General features: G+C 68.8%; 24 protein-coding genes. 21 read left to right on the forward strand and 3 right to left on the reverse strand.

Features of this window, described 5'->3' with window-relative positions:
* The first annotated feature begins 32 nt into the window (after positions 1-32).
* Both PKF00_RS03455 and PKF00_RS03460 read left to right on the forward strand, forming a co-directional pair.
* Positions 33-422, forward strand: a complete 390-nt coding sequence (locus tag PKF00_RS03455) for a hypothetical protein (RefSeq protein WP_271215848.1) — start codon at positions 33-35, stop codon at positions 420-422.
* A gap of 121 nt (positions 423-543) precedes the next feature.
* Complete coding sequence (locus PKF00_RS03460) at positions 544-1,188, forward strand: hypothetical protein (protein WP_271215849.1); 645 nt, start codon at positions 544-546, stop codon at positions 1,186-1,188.
* A gap of 681 nt (positions 1,189-1,869) precedes the next feature.
* Here the strand turns inward: PKF00_RS03460 and PKF00_RS03465 are convergent.
* The 3 genes from PKF00_RS03465 to PKF00_RS03475 form a co-directional block, all read right to left on the reverse strand.
* On the reverse strand, positions 1,870-2,448 hold the full coding sequence (locus PKF00_RS03465; protein ID WP_271215850.1) for a hypothetical protein: 579 nt from the start codon (positions 2,446-2,448) through the stop codon (positions 1,870-1,872).
* An 875-nt stretch (positions 2,449-3,323) separates the two neighbouring features.
* Entirely contained in the window at positions 3,324-3,485 is a 162-nt protein-coding gene (locus PKF00_RS03470; protein ID WP_271215851.1) for a hypothetical protein, read from the reverse strand.
* Positions 3,486-3,595: 110 nt separating this feature from the next.
* On the reverse strand, positions 3,596-3,784 hold the full coding sequence (locus tag PKF00_RS03475) for a hypothetical protein (protein WP_271215852.1): 189 nt from the start codon (positions 3,782-3,784) through the stop codon (positions 3,596-3,598).
* 250 nt (positions 3,785-4,034) lie between these two features.
* Between PKF00_RS03475 and PKF00_RS03480 the strand changes: the two genes are divergently transcribed.
* The 19 genes from PKF00_RS03480 (at position 4,035) to PKF00_RS03570 (ending at position 17,892) form a co-directional block, all read left to right on the forward strand.
* The gene (locus PKF00_RS03480) at positions 4,035-4,310 is read left to right on the forward strand and encodes an HNH endonuclease (protein ID WP_271215853.1); all 276 of its coding nucleotides are present in this window, start codon (positions 4,035-4,037) and stop codon (positions 4,308-4,310) included.
* A gap of 117 nt (positions 4,311-4,427) precedes the next feature.
* Positions 4,428-4,856 carry a terminase small subunit gene (locus PKF00_RS03485; RefSeq protein WP_271215854.1) on the forward strand — a complete coding sequence of 143 codons (429 nt, stop codon included), beginning with the start codon at positions 4,428-4,430 and terminating at the stop codon, positions 4,854-4,856.
* A 91-nt stretch (positions 4,857-4,947) separates the two neighbouring features.
* Positions 4,948-6,375: a terminase large subunit domain-containing protein gene (locus PKF00_RS03490; protein ID WP_271215855.1), complete on the forward strand. Its 1,428-nt coding sequence runs from the start codon at positions 4,948-4,950 to the stop codon at positions 6,373-6,375.
* 16 nt (positions 6,376-6,391) lie between these two features.
* The gene (locus tag PKF00_RS03495; protein ID WP_271215856.1) at positions 6,392-6,604 is read left to right on the forward strand and encodes a hypothetical protein; all 213 of its coding nucleotides are present in this window, start codon (positions 6,392-6,394) and stop codon (positions 6,602-6,604) included.
* 2 nt (positions 6,605-6,606) lie between these two features.
* Positions 6,607-7,797: a phage portal protein gene (locus tag PKF00_RS03500; RefSeq protein ID WP_271216347.1), complete on the forward strand. Its 1,191-nt coding sequence runs from the start codon at positions 6,607-6,609 to the stop codon at positions 7,795-7,797.
* On the forward strand, positions 7,798-8,481 hold the full coding sequence (locus PKF00_RS03505; RefSeq protein ID WP_271215857.1) for an HK97 family phage prohead protease: 684 nt from the start codon (positions 7,798-7,800) through the stop codon (positions 8,479-8,481).
* Between the two features lie 123 nt (positions 8,482-8,604).
* Positions 8,605-9,990 carry a phage major capsid protein gene (locus PKF00_RS03510; protein ID WP_271215858.1) on the forward strand — a complete coding sequence of 462 codons (1,386 nt, stop codon included), beginning with the start codon at positions 8,605-8,607 and terminating at the stop codon, positions 9,988-9,990.
* 76 nt (positions 9,991-10,066) lie between these two features.
* The gene (locus PKF00_RS03515) at positions 10,067-10,483 is read left to right on the forward strand and encodes a hypothetical protein (protein WP_271215859.1); all 417 of its coding nucleotides are present in this window, start codon (positions 10,067-10,069) and stop codon (positions 10,481-10,483) included.
* Positions 10,484-10,486: 3 nt separating this feature from the next.
* Positions 10,487-10,774, forward strand: coding sequence for a hypothetical protein (locus tag PKF00_RS03520; protein ID WP_271215860.1), 288 nt, complete (start codon positions 10,487-10,489; stop codon positions 10,772-10,774).
* A 3-nt stretch (positions 10,775-10,777) separates the two neighbouring features.
* The gene (locus PKF00_RS03525; protein WP_271215861.1) at positions 10,778-11,569 is read left to right on the forward strand and encodes a head-tail connector protein; all 792 of its coding nucleotides are present in this window, start codon (positions 10,778-10,780) and stop codon (positions 11,567-11,569) included.
* Positions 11,570-11,575: 6 nt separating this feature from the next.
* Positions 11,576-11,884 carry a hypothetical protein gene (locus PKF00_RS03530; RefSeq protein ID WP_271215862.1) on the forward strand — a complete coding sequence of 103 codons (309 nt, stop codon included), beginning with the start codon at positions 11,576-11,578 and terminating at the stop codon, positions 11,882-11,884.
* Between the two features lie 3 nt (positions 11,885-11,887).
* Positions 11,888-12,337, forward strand: a complete 450-nt coding sequence (locus PKF00_RS03535; protein ID WP_271215863.1) for a hypothetical protein — start codon at positions 11,888-11,890, stop codon at positions 12,335-12,337.
* Positions 12,337-12,771, forward strand: a complete 435-nt coding sequence (locus PKF00_RS03540) for an HK97 gp10 family phage protein (protein ID WP_271215864.1) — start codon at positions 12,337-12,339, stop codon at positions 12,769-12,771. Before PKF00_RS03535 ends, PKF00_RS03540 begins: the two co-directional genes overlap by 1 nt.
* Positions 12,772-12,783: 12 nt before the next feature.
* Entirely contained in the window at positions 12,784-13,290 is a 507-nt protein-coding gene (locus PKF00_RS03545) for a hypothetical protein (protein WP_271215865.1), read from the forward strand.
* A gap of 10 nt (positions 13,291-13,300) precedes the next feature.
* Positions 13,301-13,585 (forward strand): hypothetical protein, encoded by a 285-nt coding sequence (locus PKF00_RS03550; RefSeq protein ID WP_271215866.1) that lies wholly within the window; start codon positions 13,301-13,303, stop codon positions 13,583-13,585.
* Positions 13,585-14,067, forward strand: a complete 483-nt coding sequence (locus tag PKF00_RS03555; RefSeq protein WP_271215867.1) for a phage tail tube protein — start codon at positions 13,585-13,587, stop codon at positions 14,065-14,067. Before PKF00_RS03550 ends, PKF00_RS03555 begins: the two co-directional genes overlap by 1 nt.
* 81 nt (positions 14,068-14,148) lie before the next feature.
* Complete coding sequence (locus PKF00_RS03560; RefSeq protein ID WP_271215868.1) at positions 14,149-14,547, forward strand: phage tail assembly chaperone; 399 nt, start codon at positions 14,149-14,151, stop codon at positions 14,545-14,547.
* Positions 14,548-14,603: 56 nt separating this feature from the next.
* Positions 14,604-14,819 (forward strand): phage tail assembly protein T, encoded by a 216-nt coding sequence (locus PKF00_RS03565; protein WP_438827843.1) that lies wholly within the window; start codon positions 14,604-14,606, stop codon positions 14,817-14,819.
* On the forward strand, positions 14,803-17,892 hold the full coding sequence (locus PKF00_RS03570; RefSeq protein WP_271216364.1) for a C40 family peptidase: 3,090 nt from the start codon (positions 14,803-14,805) through the stop codon (positions 17,890-17,892). The genes PKF00_RS03565 and PKF00_RS03570 overlap by 17 nt, the downstream gene beginning before the upstream one ends.
* Positions 17,893-17,902 lie beyond the last annotated feature (10 nt).

Here is a 17,902-nt window from a genome sequence, read left to right on the forward strand (position 1 = left end):
ACCCCATCCGCTGAGAAATGGAGGAGCCTCCAATGACCGAGTTCCCCGAAATTCCCCCGGAGCGCGAGGAGCGGACGGACCACCTGCTGGCCCACGCCGCGCACACCCTCACGCATGTGGCGAAGGTCCTCGCCCGGATCGGGATCCGCATCCCGCTGGACGTCGAGGACTCCGACACGCTCACGGACGCCCTGGAGCGGACGCTGGACCTGATCGACGACCGTCCCGAGGCTCCGGAGCAGGCCAAGGGCGCGATCTTCGCCCTGACGCTGCGCTGGCTCATCGCGATGGACATGGTCGCCGCCTACCGGATGATGGGCCGCGACTGGCGGGAAGCTGCCGCACTCGACACCCTCAAGCAGGTCGAGATGCTCACGATCATCGCGCTGAACCTGCTGGACGGTCGCGACTCGCTGAACTGATCCCCCCGCCGAAGCGCCCCCGTTTCGGCGGGGGTGCTTCCTTGTGCATGAGGACCGGCGGGGCAGGCCGAGGCCCGCAGGCAACCCGCCGGTCAGGCCCGCTGAGAAAGGGGCCACTTCCATGGTAGAAGGCACCGGCCCCGCTGCGGAGGTCACACTTCTGGTCGCCGAACTGGCCGAGCTGCTGGCCCGCCTGGAGGAGCTGCTCGCCGAGCCGGTCGCCGACCCCACCTCGGGCACGATGAGCCATCACAAGGTGACCGGTTCGCCCGCGCCCTGGCACGCCGAGGCCGGGCCGGTCCTGATGGACATCCACGAGGGCGTCCGTCGCCTGGAGGCGAGCCTGCGCCGAGAGGTCGCCGGACACCTCGGCGACCGCCGTGGCGGGTCCGACGCCAACACCGCGGCGGCCCTGGCCTCGATCGCCCGCCTCGTGCACGCCGTGCCCGAGGAGGCCGCCCGTCGTACGGCGCGCATCCTGTCCGGTTGGATCCGCCGGGCCTCGGAGGTGCGCGACATCGGCGAGGCCGAGCGGTGGGAGCCGCTACGTGCCCCGGCCGGCGAGCTGCCGCCGGCCTGCCCGTACTGCAAGACCTTCTCGCTGCGGGTCGGTCGCCGAGAGGGCCGGGTCAGGTGCGCTAACCGGCGGTGCGTGGATAGCGATGGGCGTCCGCCGGTTGCGACGATCGACAAGAACCGGCTGAACGGGGACGCCATGCTCGTCTGGGTGGACGGCCGGACGATCTACTACGGGGACATACCATAAGAGGCTGACCCGATGTTGACGGCTCTGCCGCTTCGACCGGATTTGTGCCGGTCGTGGTACGTATGCATTCCGCTTCCTGCGGATAATTGGAATACCCCGTCGGGGCACCGCTATCTAGCTGAGCGGTGCCCCTTTTGTTAGTCGAGCTGTTTTTATGCCTGTCAAACTCCGATCACTCTTTCGGAGATCGGAGCAACAGTGGCCGCTAAGGTGAGAGGTCGAACTGGAAATATTAAGGCATATTTATTTGCTGGTCAGCAGCTCGCTACTGCGCCAACAATGATTGACTGTGCCCCCTGATAAGCGGCGGGAATCGTGGTGGCGGCCCCTGGGTTGATGCAGTAGGACCAACCTGTGCCGTTCCCGTACTGCCTAAGATAGGAGCGTCGGGTGCAGTAGGAAGCGACCCCCGTGATCGGCGGGCTGAAACTCGTTAGGCCTGCGGTGCAGGGAAGCGTAGCAAAAACAGTTCCGCTTCTGCTTAGGTAGATCTCCGCAGGGGCGGCTTTAGAGCTCTCCGCCGATGCTACCTGTGGGATCATCAACGCACATGACGCTGCGATAAATGCTGCAGCTAGCCGACGCATCCACTGGCTCCTCTCGTTGTTTGCCACAGTTTTGGCCGCACTGGAGGAGAATAAGCTTCTTCGGTTCGTTAAATCAAGCGATAACCTATTGTGCTCATTTGTGTGCAGGTAGTGAAAGCTGAGGAGTGAGGTCGACTAGAATCTCTGGGTTGAGGGCTTTTAGGGGAGCGGGTCGGCTGGTCGCGACCGGTAGGTTATGGGCTGATGCCGCATAGACGACTGACGCCATGGTGAGGGCGTAGGGGTTGGAGGGGCGGAGCAGCTTAGCTATGCCAGCTGCCGTGATGTAGGTCACATCGAACATGTGTGTGGAAGGGAGGCTGATTAAAAGGGAGAAGATCGGGTGTAGCTCCTCGGGGGTTTGCGTCATTGCGGTAGCTAGAGATGCTGCCGGAATCACTAGGAGTTCCGATTTCGTTACACTGGACCACACGATGGCTTCTAGATATTTGGCTCGCCCTGTGGCAAGTTCCCTGATCGCAACATGGTCAAACACTCGTCCCGTTGCAAGAGCGCCACCGTTTTCAAGAAGCTCATGATTCCGCTGCTGCACAAGTTCGAGCATCTGCGACGAGGGCTCCCCAAATAGTGCTTGGAGTCTAGACAATGCCTCTTCGGGTTCGATGTGGGCAGGAGGGGCCGCTTCACCGGTGATGGGTTGCTCGACATGCATGTCGTCAGGCTAACCGCTACACCTGGGAAGGTCACGATTTGACTTGGACGTCTTAGGCGTACAGATGCGGGCAATGAGCTGAAGGACCCGATGCGAGGTACTCCCTGTGAGCCAGGTGGTCGAGCTGCTGGGCGAGCACATCACCACCGACCATCCCGACTGGCCCAAGGAGATGAGGCTGTGATGGACGAGCTGATCGCGTTCTTCTCGGCAGGTCGCCGACCTGGAAGCCGGCGACCATCACCGGCTGGCAGCGGCCGGACGCCTCGACCCGCCGCGGCCGTCCCCCGCGCCGACCTACCATAGAAGGCGCGTGACCGACGCCTGAAGCGGAAACCGGTGATGGTGGGGAAGAAGTCAGTCGTTCAGCAATGCCTGAAAGTTAGGGCAGTCGATAGCATGCCACTCTCGTGCAAAGATCTCTGAACCGTCCCTAATCACCTCTACGTGCCATGGCAGGCATTCGTGGCATGGCTAGATCTCGCATGGGGTGCCATCCTCCTCCTCGGCTGCAAGATCAATTGATCCGACTGGCGCTGAATAAGTGGTGTTCGGCTTGCGGCCTTTGGGGGTCTCCACCGTGCCAGTATCGAACAGGTGGAAGAGCGGAAGCGGCATGATGGGGGCATGGACGCCTGGACCGTGGAGGACGCCGCCGCCCTGCTCCATCCGCCGCTCACCGCGGCGGAGGTGCGGGAGATGATCGACCTCCTCCACCTCCAGCCGTGCGGCTCCCGCCGCACCGGCCGCCGCGGACGACCGGCCCCCACATACGATCCGACCGTCCTGCAACACGCCCATGCCCTCGTAATCCGAGGACGAGTTGACCTTGCTCGAATTCGGGCAGCATAATTCGAAGCAAGTTCCGCATGTCCTCAGACGGAATACGGACGCCTCGCCAGCCTCTCGGCCAGCTCTACCGCCGCCTCGATCGCCTCGGCCTTGGCCTTCCCTCGAAGTGTTCGCGGGATGGTGAAGAACAGGCGGGAACCGTCCCGCAGCGTGACTTTGATGGCTTGTCGCTCGTCGGTGAACATTCGCGACCACCTGCCTAAACATGTGCTGAACCCGCATTACAACACGAATGCCGGATTTAGGCCAGGCCCAATTGCCGCCTTATGGTCGGACTTCCCAGGGGAGGTACGGGTCAGAGCAGGCCCAAGCTTCCGATGATCAGCAGGGTGAGCGTCACCGCTCCGACGAAGGCCACGCCGCCCCTGCCTAGCGCGGCATGAGGTGTGTCTCCACTGGCTCGCGCGAAGAAGCCTGCAATCAGGGCGACGATGATCCCAATGAGGATGGCCACGAAGACAAGCAGGGTCTTGAGGGGGGTCATGCTCTCTCGACTCTCTATCTAGGTCGAGGCCGAGCTGATGTACGGGTAATCCGACAAAGGCTCGACCTCACGTGAACAACAACGTGTGGTGCTGCAATGCCGGAGCTCCGTACCCTGTTGGCGTCGTGCTCCGCAGCTACGGGGCAACCATCGTGGCCCCCCATAGACCGACTGCTCTTTCAGCGTGACATATGTACGCGATGCTTCGATGCAAAATGCAGACATTCCCCAATGCGATGGTGGGCTGGATGTGGCCAGAAGTAAGGGACGCTCAGGCCGTCCCTACCGCCGTCTCCGCGACCAGGTCCGCGCCGCCTCCCGCGTCTGCTGGATCTGCGGGCACGCCATCGACCTCACCCTTCCCCCTCGCCACCCCCTGAGCTGGACCCTCGACCACCTCGTGCCCCTGTCCAAGGGCGGCGACCCGCTCGACCCGAGCAACGCGAGGGCAGCGCACTACCGATGCAACAGCGGACGCGGTAACCGCCTCCGCGCACGCCAGCCCACCACCTCGCGACGCTGGTAAGTCTCTGACCTGTGAGAACGTGAGTATGTCCGTTTTTGATCACGGTCATTGGTCGACCCGCGCCCCAGTCTCCCTTTTTCTCCCCCCGGCCTCGGGGGTGCCCGGTCGGAGGTGACCATGCCCCCTCGCCGTCGTCGGCTCGCCGCAGCACCCGAACCGCCCGCGCGAGAGCGTGCGCCGGACCTGCGCGACGCCGTCCGCGCGGCCGTCGAGGCGATGGACTGGCTGACCGACTCCGACCAGGCCATGCGAGTGCTCGCGCTGCGGCAGGCCGAGGAGATCGAGAAGGCCATCGACCGGGCCGAGGAACTGGCCGAACTGCGCCGGGACCTGGCCGGGGATGAGGGCGCGCTGCGGCGGCTACGGGCGCTGGAGTCGATGTGCGAGGTCACCAAGACCGTCGGCTGGCTCGGCCCGCAGCTCCAGGGCGTGCTGCGTGATCTCGGCGGCACCCCGGCGGCCCGCAAGGCGATGAAGACGGACAAGCCGATCGGGGGACGTCTTGCTCAGCTACGCGCCGACGCTGCTGGGGAGCACGATTCCTAGGATCTGGACGCCGCCGCTGGTGACCGGCCCGCCGGGGCCGTGTGGGTGCGGGTGCGCCCTGACGCCGGCGACCTCGCGCGGGTTCTCCGCCGTGGACTTCGGCCGCGACGTCATCGGTGTCCGGCCGATCCCGTGGCAGCGCTGGCTGCTGATCCACGCGCTGGAGGTGCGGCCCGACGGGAGGTTCCGGTTCCGCACGGTGCTGGTGCTGGTGGCCCGGCAGAACGGCAAGACCACGATCGTCGAGGTCAAGAACCTGTGGAAGATGTTCGTCCTCGGCGTCGGCCTGGTGATCGGCACCGCCCAGAACCTCGACATCTCCGAGGAGTCGTGGGACAAGGCGGTCGAGATCGTCGAGGGCACGCCGGAGCTGGCGGCCGAGGTCGCGGCGATTGACCGGACGAACGGCAAGAAGGCGTTGCGCCTGGCCTCGGGCTCCCGCTGGAAGATCGCAGCGGCCTCCCGCCGCGGCGGCCGAGGACTGAGCGGCGATGACGTCAACCTCGACGAGCTGCGCGAGCACCAGACGTGGGACGCCTGGGGCGCGGTCACCAAGACCACGATGGCCCGTCGCGACCCGCAGGTCTGGGCCTTCAGCAACGCCGGAGACGATCGCTCGATTGTGCTGAACGAGCTGCTGACCGCTGGCCGCCTGGTCGCTGCCGACCCTGCTCTCGACCCGTCGATGGGCCTGTTCGAGTGGTCGGCCCCGGACGAGGTGAAATGCACCTGCGGACGGCCGAGCAACAAGCACACCGCGACATGCCGACTTCAGGACCGTACGGCGTGGGCGCAGGCCAACCCGAGCCTCGGCTACACGGTCACCGAGGAGGCCCTGGCGAGCGCACTGGCCACCGACCCCGAACCGATCTTCCGCACTGAGTGCCTGTGCCAGAGGGTCGAGTCCCTCATCCCGGAGTGGTCCGTGATCCCCCAGGACGCCTGGAGTGCGGTCGCCGACCCGGCGTCGAAGCTGGTCGACCCGGTGGCCTTCGCCTTGGACGCGACCCCGGACCGGAGCATGGGCGCGATCGGCGTGGCCGGCCGGCGGGCCGACGGCCTGGACCACGTCGAGGTCGTCGAGCACCACCCCGGCACCGGATGGATGGTGGCCCGCACGCTGGAGCTGGTGCGGCGCTGGCGGCCGTGCGCCGTGGTGGTCGACGGCGCAGGTCCGGCCGGCTCGCTCATCGCGCCGCTGGAGGCGGCGGGGATCGAGGTGGTCAAGCCCAGCGCCCGGGAGTACGCCCAGGCGTGCGGGTCCTTCTACGACGCGGTGGTGCCGCCGGTGAACGCCGCAGAGGACTGGGCATCGACGCTGCGCCACCTCGATCAGGCCCCGCTGAACGCGGCGCTGGCCGGAGCAGCGAAGCGCGACTTGGCGGACCTGTGGGCTTGGACCCGCCGCGGCGCCAGCGTGGACATCTCCCCGCTGGTCACGGTGACGCTGGCCCGTTGGGGACACGCGACCCGGGCGCACCTGCTCGACGACACCGACCCCATGAACAACATCTGGTGACCTGGTGAGGAGGACGATGGCGCGCTCCTCGCTCATGGCCGACCTGGCGGGCTCGGCCGGTACGGCGCTCCGCTGGCTGGTCACGGTGCTGCCCGGCCTGGCCGGTCTGGTGCTGGTCTCCTACGGCGCGTGGCTGGCCTGGCCGCCAGCCGGGTGGATGACAGCGGGCGGGCTGCTGCTGGCCGACCGGGCGTGGGAGCAGATCCGCACCGATCGGAGTGAGTCGTGAGCATGCTGTTCGGTACGGTCCGGCGCGCGGAGCCGCTCGAGCGCCGGGAGTCCGCGGACCCGCCGATCCCGCCGAACAGCGCGCTGTCCAGCAGCTACGCCCGGGTGGACCTGAACCGCGCCGAAGCCTCGCTCCAGAAGGTCGCGGTCTGGGCATCGGTCACCCTGTTGGCGGGCACCGCGGCGATGCTGCCCGTCGACGTCCTGTCTGGCACCGGGGCGGACAAGCGCGAGCGGCCCAAGCCGCGGTGGCTGCTCGATCCGGCCGGGGACGGCAACGGCCTGGAGGACTGGACGTGGCAGCTCATGTATTCGTGGCTGCTGCGCGGCAACGGCTTCGGCCTGGTCGGCGAGCGCGATCCGCGCACGGGTGCCGCGACGCAGATCCTCTTGCAGCACCCGGACGAGGTCGCGGCCTGGAAGGACCAGGAGGGCAAGCCTCGCTACCGGATCGGCGGCAAAGAGGTTCCGAAGGACCAGGTATGGCACAAGCGCGTCTTTCCGGTGCCCGGCCGCCTGAAGGGCCTGAGCCCGATCGAGCATCACGCGCTGACCGTCGGCGTCGGTATCGCGGCGTTGCGCTTCGGTAGCCAGTGGTTCGAGGAGGGTGCCCACCCGACCGGCATCCTGACCTCGGACAAGAACCTGGATCAGGAGCAGGCGAGCACGGCCAAGCAGCGGTTCCTCGCCGCGATCCGCGGAAAGCGTGAGCCCGTCGTCATGGGGGCGGGCTGGCAGTACAAGGCCATCCAGATCGCGCCCGGCGAGTCGCAGTTCCTGGAGACCAATCAGTTCACCTCGGCGGAGTGCGCCCGGATCTTCGGGCCGGGCCTGGCCGAAGTCTTGGGTTACGAGTCTGGCGGGAGCATGACCTACTCTAACGTGGAGTCCCGCAGCCTGCACCTGCTGATCTACGCACTGGACCCGTGGCTGACCCGGCTGGAGCGGGTGCTGACGGAGCTGTTGCCGCGCCCGCAGTACGTGAAGGTCAACAGGAACGCCCTGCTGCGCACGGACCTGCTCACCAGGTTCCGCGCCTACCAGATCGGTATCCGCAACCACTTCCAGACGCCGGACGAGGCGAGGGAGCTGGAGGACAGGCCGCCGCTGACCCCCGAGCAGATCACCCAGTTCACCACGCTCCCGCCGACCGGCGGCTCGGGCGCGTCGGACAGCACCAGCCAGGAGGAGTAGATGAACCTCGCCGAACGCGCGAAGACCGGCGGGCGCGAGCGTCGCGCCTACCCCGTCCAGCTCGAGGTCCGCGGCAAGGCCGGGGCGCTCGTGGAGATCACCGGCTACGCCACGGTGTACGAGCAGACCTACGAGATGTGGGACATGTTCGGTGCCTATGACGAGGTGGTCCGCGAGGGTGCTGGCACCAAGACCCTGGGCGAGAACCCGCAGACGCAGCTCCTGCTCAACCACGGCGGCCTGTCGATGGCCTACACCCACGCCGGGACGCTGCGCCTGGCCGAGGAACCGCAGGGCCTGCATCTGGCGGCCGACGTCAACACCGCCCGCGGCGACATCCGGGACATGGTGCTGGCCATCGAGGACGGAAACGTCGACGAGATGTCGTTTGCGTTCAGAGTGACTCGCCAGCAGTGGAGCCCGGACTACATGCAGCGCGACATCATCGAGTACAGCCTGCACCGCGGCGACGTGAGCGTGGTCAACTTCGGCGCGAACCCCGCAACCAGTGTCGCGCTGCGCGGCCTGGACCTCGACCGCATGGGCGACGAGCAGGCCCGCGCCCTGTACGAGCGGCTCGGCCAGCGACTCGCGCCGCCCGCCCCGCCTGCTCCCCCCGCACCTGAGACCCAGCGACGCAATCCGCTGTCGCTGTTCGAGGCCGAGGCCGCAGTCCTCGGCTGATCCCGCCTGACCCCTGACGCGCCGGAGCCACGCCGGAGCGTCCTGCGGCATGCCCGCAGGTCGCCACCACCTGGCCACCACCCGGACGGACGACGGCACGACCCACTCACGAAGGAGGGCTCCATGCTGGAGTTCCTGCGCCAGCAGCTCGCGAAGCTGCTGGAGGAGAGGGCCGCGCTGCGTACCGAGCTGGACGCCGTTCTGACGGCTCCCCGGGCTGAGCAGCGCGACCTCAATGAGGAAGAGGCCACCGCGTTCGCCGAGAAGCGCGAAGCGATCAAGGCCAAGGACACCGAGATCGAGCAGCGTCGCGAGCGCATCGCCGAGCTGGAGGAGGACGCGAAGCGCGAGGCCCGCGCCGCCGAGCTGACCGCCCAGTACGGCCAGACCGGCGAGGCCCGGGAGCGTGCCTCCGGCGTGCAGGTCACCGCCGAGCCGGAGACCTACCGCCGCGGCGGCAAGGTCTCCTACTTCCGGGACCTGGTCCGCGCCCAGCTCCAGGGCTCGCGCGACGCGGTCGAGCGGCTCGCGAGGAACGACCGCGAGGTGGCCGCCGCCCTGGAGAAGAGGGCGTTGTCCACGACCGACGGCGCCGGCGGTGAGTTCGTGCCGCCCCTGTGGATGATCGACGAGTACGTGGGCCTGGCCCGCGCCGCCCGGGTGGTGGCCAACCGGATGCGGCCGATGCCCCTGCCGGGCGGCACCGACTCCATCAACCTTCCGAGGCTCGCCACCGGTACGGCGGTCGCCGAGCAGGCGACGCAGAACACCGCGGTCCAGAACACCGACGCGACCACGGGCAGCGTGGCGGCGGCCGTGGCCACGATCGCCGGCCAGCAGGTGGTCTCGCTCCAGCTCATCGAGCAGAGCCCGATCAACATGGACGATGTCCTCCTGGCCGACTTGGCGGCGGACTACGCCATCAAGGCCGACGTCTTCGTTCTCACGAACAACGCCGCCGGGAAGCGTGGCCTGCTCAACGTGTCCGGTGCCAACGCCGTGACCTACACGGACGCGAGCCCCACGGCGGGCGAGCTGTACGCCAAGGTGGCTGACGCGATCCAGCAGATTCACACGGGCCGGTTCATGCCGCCGGATGTGATCTTCATGCACCCGCGGCGCTGGGCGATGCTGCTGAGCGCCCTGGACTCGGCGGGCCGTCCGCTGGTGACCCCGGCGGCCAACGCGCCGCAGAACGTCCTGGCGGCCGTCGGTGAGATCAACTCCGAGGGCTTCGTAGGAAGCATGCAGGGATTGCCGGTCTTCGTGGATCCCAATATCCCGATCAACCTCGGTGCGGGCACCAACGAGGACCGGATCATCGTCGCGCGTAGCTCCGACGTGATCCTGTTCGAGGGCACCCCGAGGTCGGAGACGTTCCGGGAGACGAAGGCAGCCGAGCTGTCGGTCCTGCTCCGGTTCTACAACTACGTGGCGCTGCACTCCGAGCGCTACCCGAAGTCGATCAGCGTGATCAGCGGTACGGGCCTGGTCACCCCGACGTTCTAGTACGCCACCGGACCGGGCGGGGCCGCGCGCTCCGCCCGGCCGGTCCCGCACACCCATCTACCTGGAGGCATCACCCATGGCTGAGATCGACGGCGTGCAGCCGACCCCGGAGAAGGCCGAGGAGCAGCAGGCCGACAACTCGTGGCCGAAGCCGGGCGAGGAGGGCTACGTCCACCCCGACGGCACCCCGCAGAGCGTGCAGCAGCTCGAAGACAACCGCAGGGCGGCGGCCGACCGGGCGGCTGCGGGCAGCGTCGTCCACGGTGCTCCGCTGGCGACCCCAGGGCCGGACGTGCAGGCCGAGCGGGACAAGGCTGTCGAGCGGGCCGAGTCCTACGACGGCACCACCACCGAGCAGGCCGAGGAGCACCTGACCGAGTGGATCGAGGAGAAGACCGAGGAGAAGGCCGACGAGGCGGCCGACGACGAGCAGGCCAAGCCCGCCGCCCGCCGGACCCGGGCCTCGCGGTCCGCGGACACCAAGAAGGAGTAGGACATGCCGGAGCAGGTGCCGGTCCGCTCGGTGCGGACCGGCGGCACCGACTACATCGAGGTCCCGACTCCTGAAGAGCAGCAGGTCGCGGCCCTGCGTCGAGAGCACGCCGGCTACCTGACGCGCGGCCTGGGCGACCGGGCCGAGCAGGTGGCCGCCGAGCTGCGGCGCCTGGGTGCGGACGTCGAGGAGGGCCAGGAGCAGCGGGAGACGCCGCGCGTTCCGGAGCCGGAGAACACCGCCGACTCCCGGCCGCTCCAGCGCACCGCCCGGCGCGGTCGCCGCGAGTAGGCGATGACCTACGCCTTCGGGGCACCGGCCCGGCTAACCACGGAGATCCGCTCCAGCGGCCAGCTCGTCACCCCGGCGTCCATCACGCTGACGATCCGGCTGCCGGACGGTACGACCGCCGGGCCGCTGACCCCGCCCGCGGACGGCGTAGGGCTCTACCACTACGACTACGTCTCACCCCAGGCCGGGCGGCACATCGCCCGATGGACCAGCACCGGCCCGGCGACCGCGACCGAGGAGCCGTTCGACGTCGCGCCGATGTGGGACGCCGGAATCGTCTCCCTCGCCGAGACGAAGAAGCACCTGAACATCACCTCGACGGCCGATGACGCCGAGCTGGCCGAGGTGGTTCGCGCGGTGACGCCGGTCGTCGAGCGGCACGCCGGGGCGGTGACGCGCCGGATCCACGTCGAGGACCACCCGGGCGGCTACGCCTTGGCGCTCCAGCACACTCCGGTCCTGACCATCACCTCGATCACCGGGGCGCGGCCGGGCGTGCTGAACCAGGCGGTGGACCAGCTCGCCGACGCCCAGGTGACCGGCGTGGTTCAGCGTCTCGACGGCGGGTGGATCTCCGGGCCGGTGCGGGTGACCTACACCGCGGGCCGCACCGAGGTACCGGCGAACGTCCGCCTGGCCGCGCTGATCATCATCGGCCACCTGTGGGAGATCCAGCGCGGCACCGTGGCCCCGCGGCTCGGCGGCGACGACGAGGTGTGGGATCCGCGGGCCGGGTTCGCCGTGCCAAGGCGGGCGCTGGAGCTTCTGGGCGAGCAGGTATCAGGAATCGCGTGAGGTGACATGAGGCTGTCGATCGCCGGGATGCCGTATCGGGCGGACTACCGGTTGGAGCTGGACGGGCACAACGTGGCCCGCGGCCTCCAGCGGGCGGTGCTGGATCTGGACCGCAACAGCATGCCGACGCTGGAGCTGGAGATTCGCGTCCACGAGGTCGAGCGGCTCGACGTCGAGGAGGTCGAGGTGGTCCTGCCGGAGGCGACCCGGGACCTACTGACCCGAATCGGCTGGACGCCGCCCGGAGGTCAGGTTGAACCTGACCCCGTGACAGGTCAGGTTCAACCTGACCCCGGACCGGCGGCCGGAGCATAAGCCATGCCGCAGACTGTGAGCACCGTCCCGGCCGTCCTGGAAGCCCTGGTGGCCGCCGCCCGCCGAGTGCTTCCCGGTGTGCAGGTGGTGGACGGCCAGCCGCTCGCGGCCGATCAGGAGATCATCTGTGTCGGCTTCACCGGGGAGCCCGGTGAGACGTCCGTGGAGAACGTCCGCACCCGCGAGCAGGTGACGCTGGACCCTGACCGCGAGTCCTACGAGATCACCTGTCTGGTCGCCGTACTGCGCGGAGAGGCCGACGCCGCCGCCGTGCGGGCGCGGGTCTACGAGATGGTGAGCATCCTGGCTGGCGAGCTGGCCACCGACCCGACCCTCGGCGGGGTGTGTGGGCGAACGCAGCTCACCACTGAGGACCTGGCCCAAGAGCAGACCACCAAGGGCGCACAGGCTGTCGTCCGGTTCGTGATCACCGTGGATGCCTGGACGTACTGATGGCCAAGGAGCAGAGCGGCACCGACGAACTGCGGCGGCTGGTGCGTGACCTGGGGGCACTGCCCGCCGAGGTGCGCAAGGAGCTGCGGCCTGCGCTGCGCAAGGCCGGGACGCGGGCGCGCACCCGGGCGAAGGCGAACGCGAGCTGGTCGCGGCGCATCCCGCGAGCGATCCGCCTTCAGGTGAGCTTCGCCAAACGCCGGCCAGGCGTGGCCCTGTCGGTGAACAAGCAGCGGGCACCGCACGCGAGGCCGCTGGAGAACCTCGGCAAGCCGGGCACCTTCCGCCACCCGCTGTTCGGCGACCGCAAACGCTGGGTGGCACAGCGCGCCCGCCCCTTCTTCTTCCCTGCCGCCGCGGCCGAGTGGCAGCAGATCGACCGCGACGTGGCCACCGCCGTGGACGCCGCCGCGCGCAAGCACGGATTCCGATGAGAGGACGAACCGATGCCCCTTGATTCGCGGCTGCTGGTCCAGCTCGCCGCCAACCTGACCAGCTCGCTGGACCTGACCACGGTCAGCGCGCCGCTGTCGTTCGCCCGGCAGCTCAACCTCGCCGACGGCACCGGCCTCAACCAGGCGAACCGGCTCTGGTCGGATGAGCGCACGCTGGCCGCCTCGGCGAGCGAGGACCTCGACCTGGCCGGGGTGCTCACCGACCCGTTCGGCGCTTCGATCACCTTCGCTCGAGTGAAGGGCCTGATCGTCGCGGCCCCGCTGGCGAACGCCAACAACGTGGTCGTCGGAGGCGCGAGCAGCAACCCGTTCGTCGGCCCGTTCGGTGCCGGAACCCACACGGTCGCGGTGCGGCCCGGCGGCCTGCTGGTGCTCATGGCTCCTGACGCGACCGGCTACGCGGTGACCGCGGGCACGGGCGACCTGCTGAAGGTGGCGAACTCGGGCGCGGGCTCCAGCGTGACCTACCAGATCGTCGTCATCGGCGCGGCGTCGTAAGGGGGCGGCCATGGCAGAGCTGGAGCTGATCCGCATCCGTCATCCGCGGATCGACGACGGGCAGCGGGTGATCGAGGTCCCCGCCTCGGCGCTGAGCCACTACCAGCGCTCCGGCTGGGAGTCGGCAGTCGATCCCGTCGAGGAGCCACCGGGCGAGGCCCCGGCCGATCCGCCGCCCGACGGCAAGACCGCACCCGAGCAGGACACCGAAGCCCTGGCACCCGCCGGGGCTTCGCCATTGGAAGGCACTGAGCAGCCGCCGCGGCGTCGGCGCGCAACCAGGGGGAATGAGTAATGGCCGCCACGCCCATCGCAGCCGTCCAGCGCTACTGGCCCAAGGGCACGCTCAAGTGGTACTGGGTGCCCACCATCGCCAACATCAACGCGCCCACCCGGGCCGAGCTGAACGCGGGCGTCGACCTGTCCCGCGAGGTCGCCGCCTACGAGGGCTGGACCACCAGCTCCAACTTCGAGGACGCGCCGGACGTGAATTCGAGGTTCGTCTCCAAGGTGGCGGGCGACATCGAGGCCGAGGACTCCAGCCTGACGATGTACGCCGACCCGTCCGGCAACGACGCCCGCACTCTCATGCCGAGAGGTACCGAGGGCAACGTCGTGCGTTTCGGGGGTGGCGACGTTCCCGGTCGGAAGATGGATGTCTTTCCGGTCGCCGTTGGCGCAGTGAGCAAGCCGTTCGAGATGGACGCGGTTCCCGTGTGCCAGTTCCAGTTCGCGATCACCGACGAGCCCGCCGAGGACGTCACCGTTCCCGCCTGAGTGCGCGAGCTGCTGCGGCTCATCTGGGCCGACTTGCGGCGTCTGGGCCGATTCCTTGAAGACCTACGAGAGCGAGAGATCATGGCACTTCTGGGCCGCGAGCAGATCCTGGCCGTCGACGACCTGCCCGTGGAGGACGTCCCCGTTCCCGAGTGGGGCGGAGAGGTCCGCCTGCGCGGCCTGACCGGCGCTGAGCTGGACGAGTACCAGGCGTCCCTGGTCGTGCAGACCCGGGACGGCACGCAGAAGACGAACCTGCGCAACGCCACGGCCAAGCTCGTCTCCCGGTGCGCGATCGACGAAGACGGCGCTCCGCTGTTCGAGCCGAAGGACTTGCTCAAGCTCAGCAGCAAGAGCGCTGTCGCCCTCCAGCGCCTGGCCAACGTCGCCCAGCGCCTCAACGGCCTGACCGACGACGACCTGAAGGAGCTGACCGAGGATTTCGGCGACGGCCCGAGCGCCTCGACCACCACCGACTAGCGCTCGCCCTCGGCTGCACCGTCGCCGAGCTGCTCGCCCGCATCAGCGCCCGTGAGCTGGCGGCCTGGCAGGTGTTCGAGCGGCTGACCGGCCCGATCGACCTGCGTGTGCGGATCGACCAAGCCGCCGCGCTGATCGCCGAGCGCATCACCAACAGCCTGACCGAGACCAAGGGCAAGACCCCCGAGGCCGCCGACTTCATGCCGCGCTGGGACGCACCCGCACCGATCGAGTGGGAGCAGGGGGGAGGCGACGATGGCGACGATTCGTAACCTCCTCATCCGGCTCGGCGTGGACTTCTCCGAGCGCGGCATCAAGAAGGCCGAGCGGGCGGTCGCACGGTTCGAGAAGCGGCTGGTCGGGGTGAGCCGGCTCGCGGCGGGCGGTGCCGGCCTGGCATCCCTGGCCGGCGGGGCGACCGCGCTGAGTGCTGCCCTGGTCCCGGCCGCCGGGGCGCTGCTGGTGTTGCCGGCCCGCCTTGCTGCGACCCAGGCGGCGGCGGCCACGCTCAAGGTTGGTTTGTACGGCGTAGGCGAGGCCATGTCCGCGGCGGCCTCCAAGGACGCCAAGGCCCTGGACGAGGCTCTGAAGAAGCTGTCACCCAGCGCCCGCGCGTTCGTACGAGAGAGCACCGGGATCTCCAAGTCCTTCCGGCCGATCCGCGCAGCCGTACAAGAGCGCATGTTCGACGGTCTGGCCAAGCAGGTGCGGCCGATCGCGGGCAACCTGCTGCCAGCCGTGCGGCGCGGCATGGTCGGTGTGGCGGGCGGCCTCAACGCCGGAGCACGGGAGGCTGCGGCGTTCGCCAGGACGCCGCTGGCCCGCGGAGCCCTGGCAGCCGTGTTCGCCACCACCGAGCGCGTCACGCGACGGCTGAGCAGCGCTGTCCAGCCCGCGCTGCGCGGCATCACCTCGCTGACGGTCAACAGCCTGCCTCTGCTCGAGCGGATGGCGGGCTGGGCGACCAACGGGGCCAAGGCCGCAGGCGCGTTCCTGTCGTCCGAGCGCGGCGCGACCATGCTCCGCAACGCGGTCCAGCGCGCCGGGGACACCCTCGCCCAGCTCGGCCGGATCGCCGGGAACGTGGGCCGTTTCCTGGCCGGTGTCTTCCGCTCCGCCAAGGGCTCCGGCGACGGGGTCCTGACCACCATCGAGCAGGTCACCGCCAAGATGGCGGCTTTCTCCGCCTCCGTCGGCGGCCAGCAGCGGATGACCGAGGCATTCCGGCTACTGCTGGAGATCCTGCGCGCGGTGACTGGAGTGCTGCCCATCTTCCTCGGGCCACTGGGTGCCGTCCTGAAGATCATGACGTCGCTGCCGGAACCGGTGCGCGGGGTGGCCGTCCAGCTCTTGGCGTTCTCCGTCGTCGCCGTCGCGCTGGGCGGCAAGCTGTCGTTCCTGTTCAAGACGATCACGAGCGTCTCCGGAGCGGCGATCACCGCAGGCGGCGCGATGATCAAATTCGGGTCTGGCCTGCTGCGTGGCGGGGCGGCGCTGGGAGAGAACGCCTCGGCGGCGGCACGGGCCGGTGTGGCGGTGCGCAACTTCAGCGTCCTGGCCTATCAGGGGATGCAGACCACATCGCTTCTCGCCGTGAGTATGGCGAAACTGGCCTGGGAGAAGGGGCGGGCCGCCGCTCAGGCCGTGCTCGCCACCACACGTACGGTGGCCATGACGGTTGCCCAGAAGGCGGCGGCGGTCGCCTCGCGGGTGTTCGCAGTCGCGATCCGTCTGGTCAACGCCGCGATGCGGGCCAACCCCATCGGCATCGTCATCACCCTGCTGATCGCGATCGGCGGGGCGTTGGTCCTGGCCTACAAGAAGAGCGCCACGTTCCGAGCGATCGTGGACGGCGCGTTCCGGGCGGTCGGCAGGGTCGGGTCCTGGTTGTGGAACAACGCCCTCGGACCGGCGTTGAAGGCCCTCCGCGATTTCCTGGTGGTCACCCTCGCGCCGAAGTTCCTGTGGTTCCACAACACGATCGCGGCCCCTACCTTCCGCAAGATCGGCCAGGTCATCAGCTTCGTCGTGAACTCGATGATCAGGCCGGTGCTCTCGTTCCTGGCCAAGACGGTGACTCAGACCATCCCCAACGCCTTCCGGACCGGCGTGGATGCGGTCAAGCGGTTCTGGGATCGGCTGGTCGACATCGCGAAGGCGCCGGTCAACTTCGTGATCCGCTTCTACAACCAGGGCGTCGGCAAACTGATCAACCAGCTGGCGGAGTTCGTCGGCATCAAGGCCCGCCTTCCCGGCATCCCGTACTTCGCCCGCGGCGGTGTGCTGCCCGGATACGCGCCCGGCCGGGACACGATGCTCGCGGCGGTGAGCCCTGGAGAGTCCATCTTCCGGCCGGAGTTCACCCGGGCCGTGGGCAGCGGGTTCGTCGAGCAGGCCAACCAGATCGCGCGCCGCGGCGGCCCAGAGAGCGTACGGCGGTGGCTGACCGGCCCTGACGCCCTCGGCGGCGAAGGACTCGCGTTCGCCCGTGGTGGCATCGTCCCCTTCGCCGGCCGATACGCCTTCGGCGGCATCATCGGGAAGTTCATCCAGGGCGTGAAGGACTTCACGATCGGCAACGTCGCCAAGGGCGCGCGGACCCTGCTGGACAAGGTGCTCGGCGTCATCCCCGGCGCGGGCATGATCCGCGACGTCATCGCGGGCATCCCGTCCTGGATCAAGGACAGCGTCGTCAACTGGGTCAAGGCGAAGGTCGGCATCGACGGCGGCGGAACGGGCGGCCCCGGCGTCCAGAAGGCGCTGGCCTTCGCTCGCGCGCAGGCGGGCAAGCCGTACCTGTGGGGCGGCGTCGGCCCCGGCGGCTACGACTGCTCGGGCTTCATATCGGCGCTCGTGAACGTCATCAAGGGCCGTAACCCGTACTCACGCCTGTTCACCACGTTCTCCTTCACCGGGGGCAATCAGGGGCCGCAGGGGTTCGTGCGCAACCTCCGCTCAGGGATGATGGTCGGCGTCACCAACGCCGGGGTCGGCCACATGGCCGGCACCCTCGGCGGCGTTAACGTCGAGTCGCGCGGGTCCGCGGGCGTCGTCGTCGGCCCGGCCGCCCGCGGCTTCAACAACGGGTTGTTCCCCATGAGGTACGGCCTGAAGTTCGATTCCGGCGGCGTCATGCCTCCAGGCCACGGGGCCTACTACAACGGCACCGGGAAACCGGAGTACGTCTTCACCCAGCGGCAGATGGCCAGCATGGGCGGCACCATCGTGATCCAGAAGCTCGAGCTGCGCTTCGCCGACGACCGCAACATGTATGAGAAGGGCCGTGAATTCGCCGAGGGCCTGCGCGAGTACAAGCGCCGCGGCGGGAAGCTGCCCACGCCATGACCCAGGCGCC

This window comes from Streptosporangium carneum, assembly GCF_027922005.1.
GTDB classification, from domain to species: Bacteria; Actinomycetota; Actinomycetes; order Streptosporangiales; family Streptosporangiaceae; genus Streptosporangium; species Streptosporangium carneum.

Coding starts and splice junctions, on each gene's coding strand:
- PKF00_RS03455 (WP_271215848.1), top strand. CDS start 33: ATGACCGAGTTCCCCGAAATTCCCCCGGAGCGCGAGGAGCGGACGGAC.
- PKF00_RS03460 (WP_271215849.1), top strand. CDS start 544: ATGGTAGAAGGCACCGGCCCCGCTGCGGAGGTCACACTTCTGGTCGCC.
- PKF00_RS03465 (WP_271215850.1), bottom strand. CDS start 2,448: ATGCATGTCGAGCAACCCATCACCGGTGAAGCGGCCCCTCCTGCCCAC.
- PKF00_RS03470 (WP_271215851.1), bottom strand. CDS start 3,485: ATGTTCACCGACGAGCGACAAGCCATCAAAGTCACGCTGCGGGACGGT.
- PKF00_RS03475 (WP_271215852.1), bottom strand. CDS start 3,784: ATGACCCCCCTCAAGACCCTGCTTGTCTTCGTGGCCATCCTCATTGGG.
- PKF00_RS03485 (WP_271215854.1), top strand. CDS start 4,428: ATGCCCCCTCGCCGTCGTCGGCTCGCCGCAGCACCCGAACCGCCCGCG.
- PKF00_RS03495 (WP_271215856.1), top strand. CDS start 6,392: ATGGCGCGCTCCTCGCTCATGGCCGACCTGGCGGGCTCGGCCGGTACG.
- PKF00_RS03500 (WP_271216347.1), top strand. CDS start 6,607: ATGCTGTTCGGTACGGTCCGGCGCGCGGAGCCGCTCGAGCGCCGGGAG.
- PKF00_RS03505 (WP_271215857.1), top strand. CDS start 7,798: ATGAACCTCGCCGAACGCGCGAAGACCGGCGGGCGCGAGCGTCGCGCC.
- PKF00_RS03510 (WP_271215858.1), top strand. CDS start 8,605: ATGCTGGAGTTCCTGCGCCAGCAGCTCGCGAAGCTGCTGGAGGAGAGG.
- PKF00_RS03515 (WP_271215859.1), top strand. CDS start 10,067: ATGGCTGAGATCGACGGCGTGCAGCCGACCCCGGAGAAGGCCGAGGAG.
- PKF00_RS03520 (WP_271215860.1), top strand. CDS start 10,487: ATGCCGGAGCAGGTGCCGGTCCGCTCGGTGCGGACCGGCGGCACCGAC.
- PKF00_RS03525 (WP_271215861.1), top strand. CDS start 10,778: ATGACCTACGCCTTCGGGGCACCGGCCCGGCTAACCACGGAGATCCGC.
- PKF00_RS03530 (WP_271215862.1), top strand. CDS start 11,576: ATGAGGCTGTCGATCGCCGGGATGCCGTATCGGGCGGACTACCGGTTG.
- PKF00_RS03535 (WP_271215863.1), top strand. CDS start 11,888: ATGCCGCAGACTGTGAGCACCGTCCCGGCCGTCCTGGAAGCCCTGGTG.
- PKF00_RS03540 (WP_271215864.1), top strand. CDS start 12,337: ATGGCCAAGGAGCAGAGCGGCACCGACGAACTGCGGCGGCTGGTGCGT.
- PKF00_RS03545 (WP_271215865.1), top strand. CDS start 12,784: ATGCCCCTTGATTCGCGGCTGCTGGTCCAGCTCGCCGCCAACCTGACC.
- PKF00_RS03550 (WP_271215866.1), top strand. CDS start 13,301: ATGGCAGAGCTGGAGCTGATCCGCATCCGTCATCCGCGGATCGACGAC.
- PKF00_RS03555 (WP_271215867.1), top strand. CDS start 13,585: ATGGCCGCCACGCCCATCGCAGCCGTCCAGCGCTACTGGCCCAAGGGC.
- PKF00_RS03560 (WP_271215868.1), top strand. CDS start 14,149: ATGGCACTTCTGGGCCGCGAGCAGATCCTGGCCGTCGACGACCTGCCC.
- PKF00_RS03570 (WP_271216364.1), top strand. CDS start 14,803: ATGGCGACGATTCGTAACCTCCTCATCCGGCTCGGCGTGGACTTCTCC.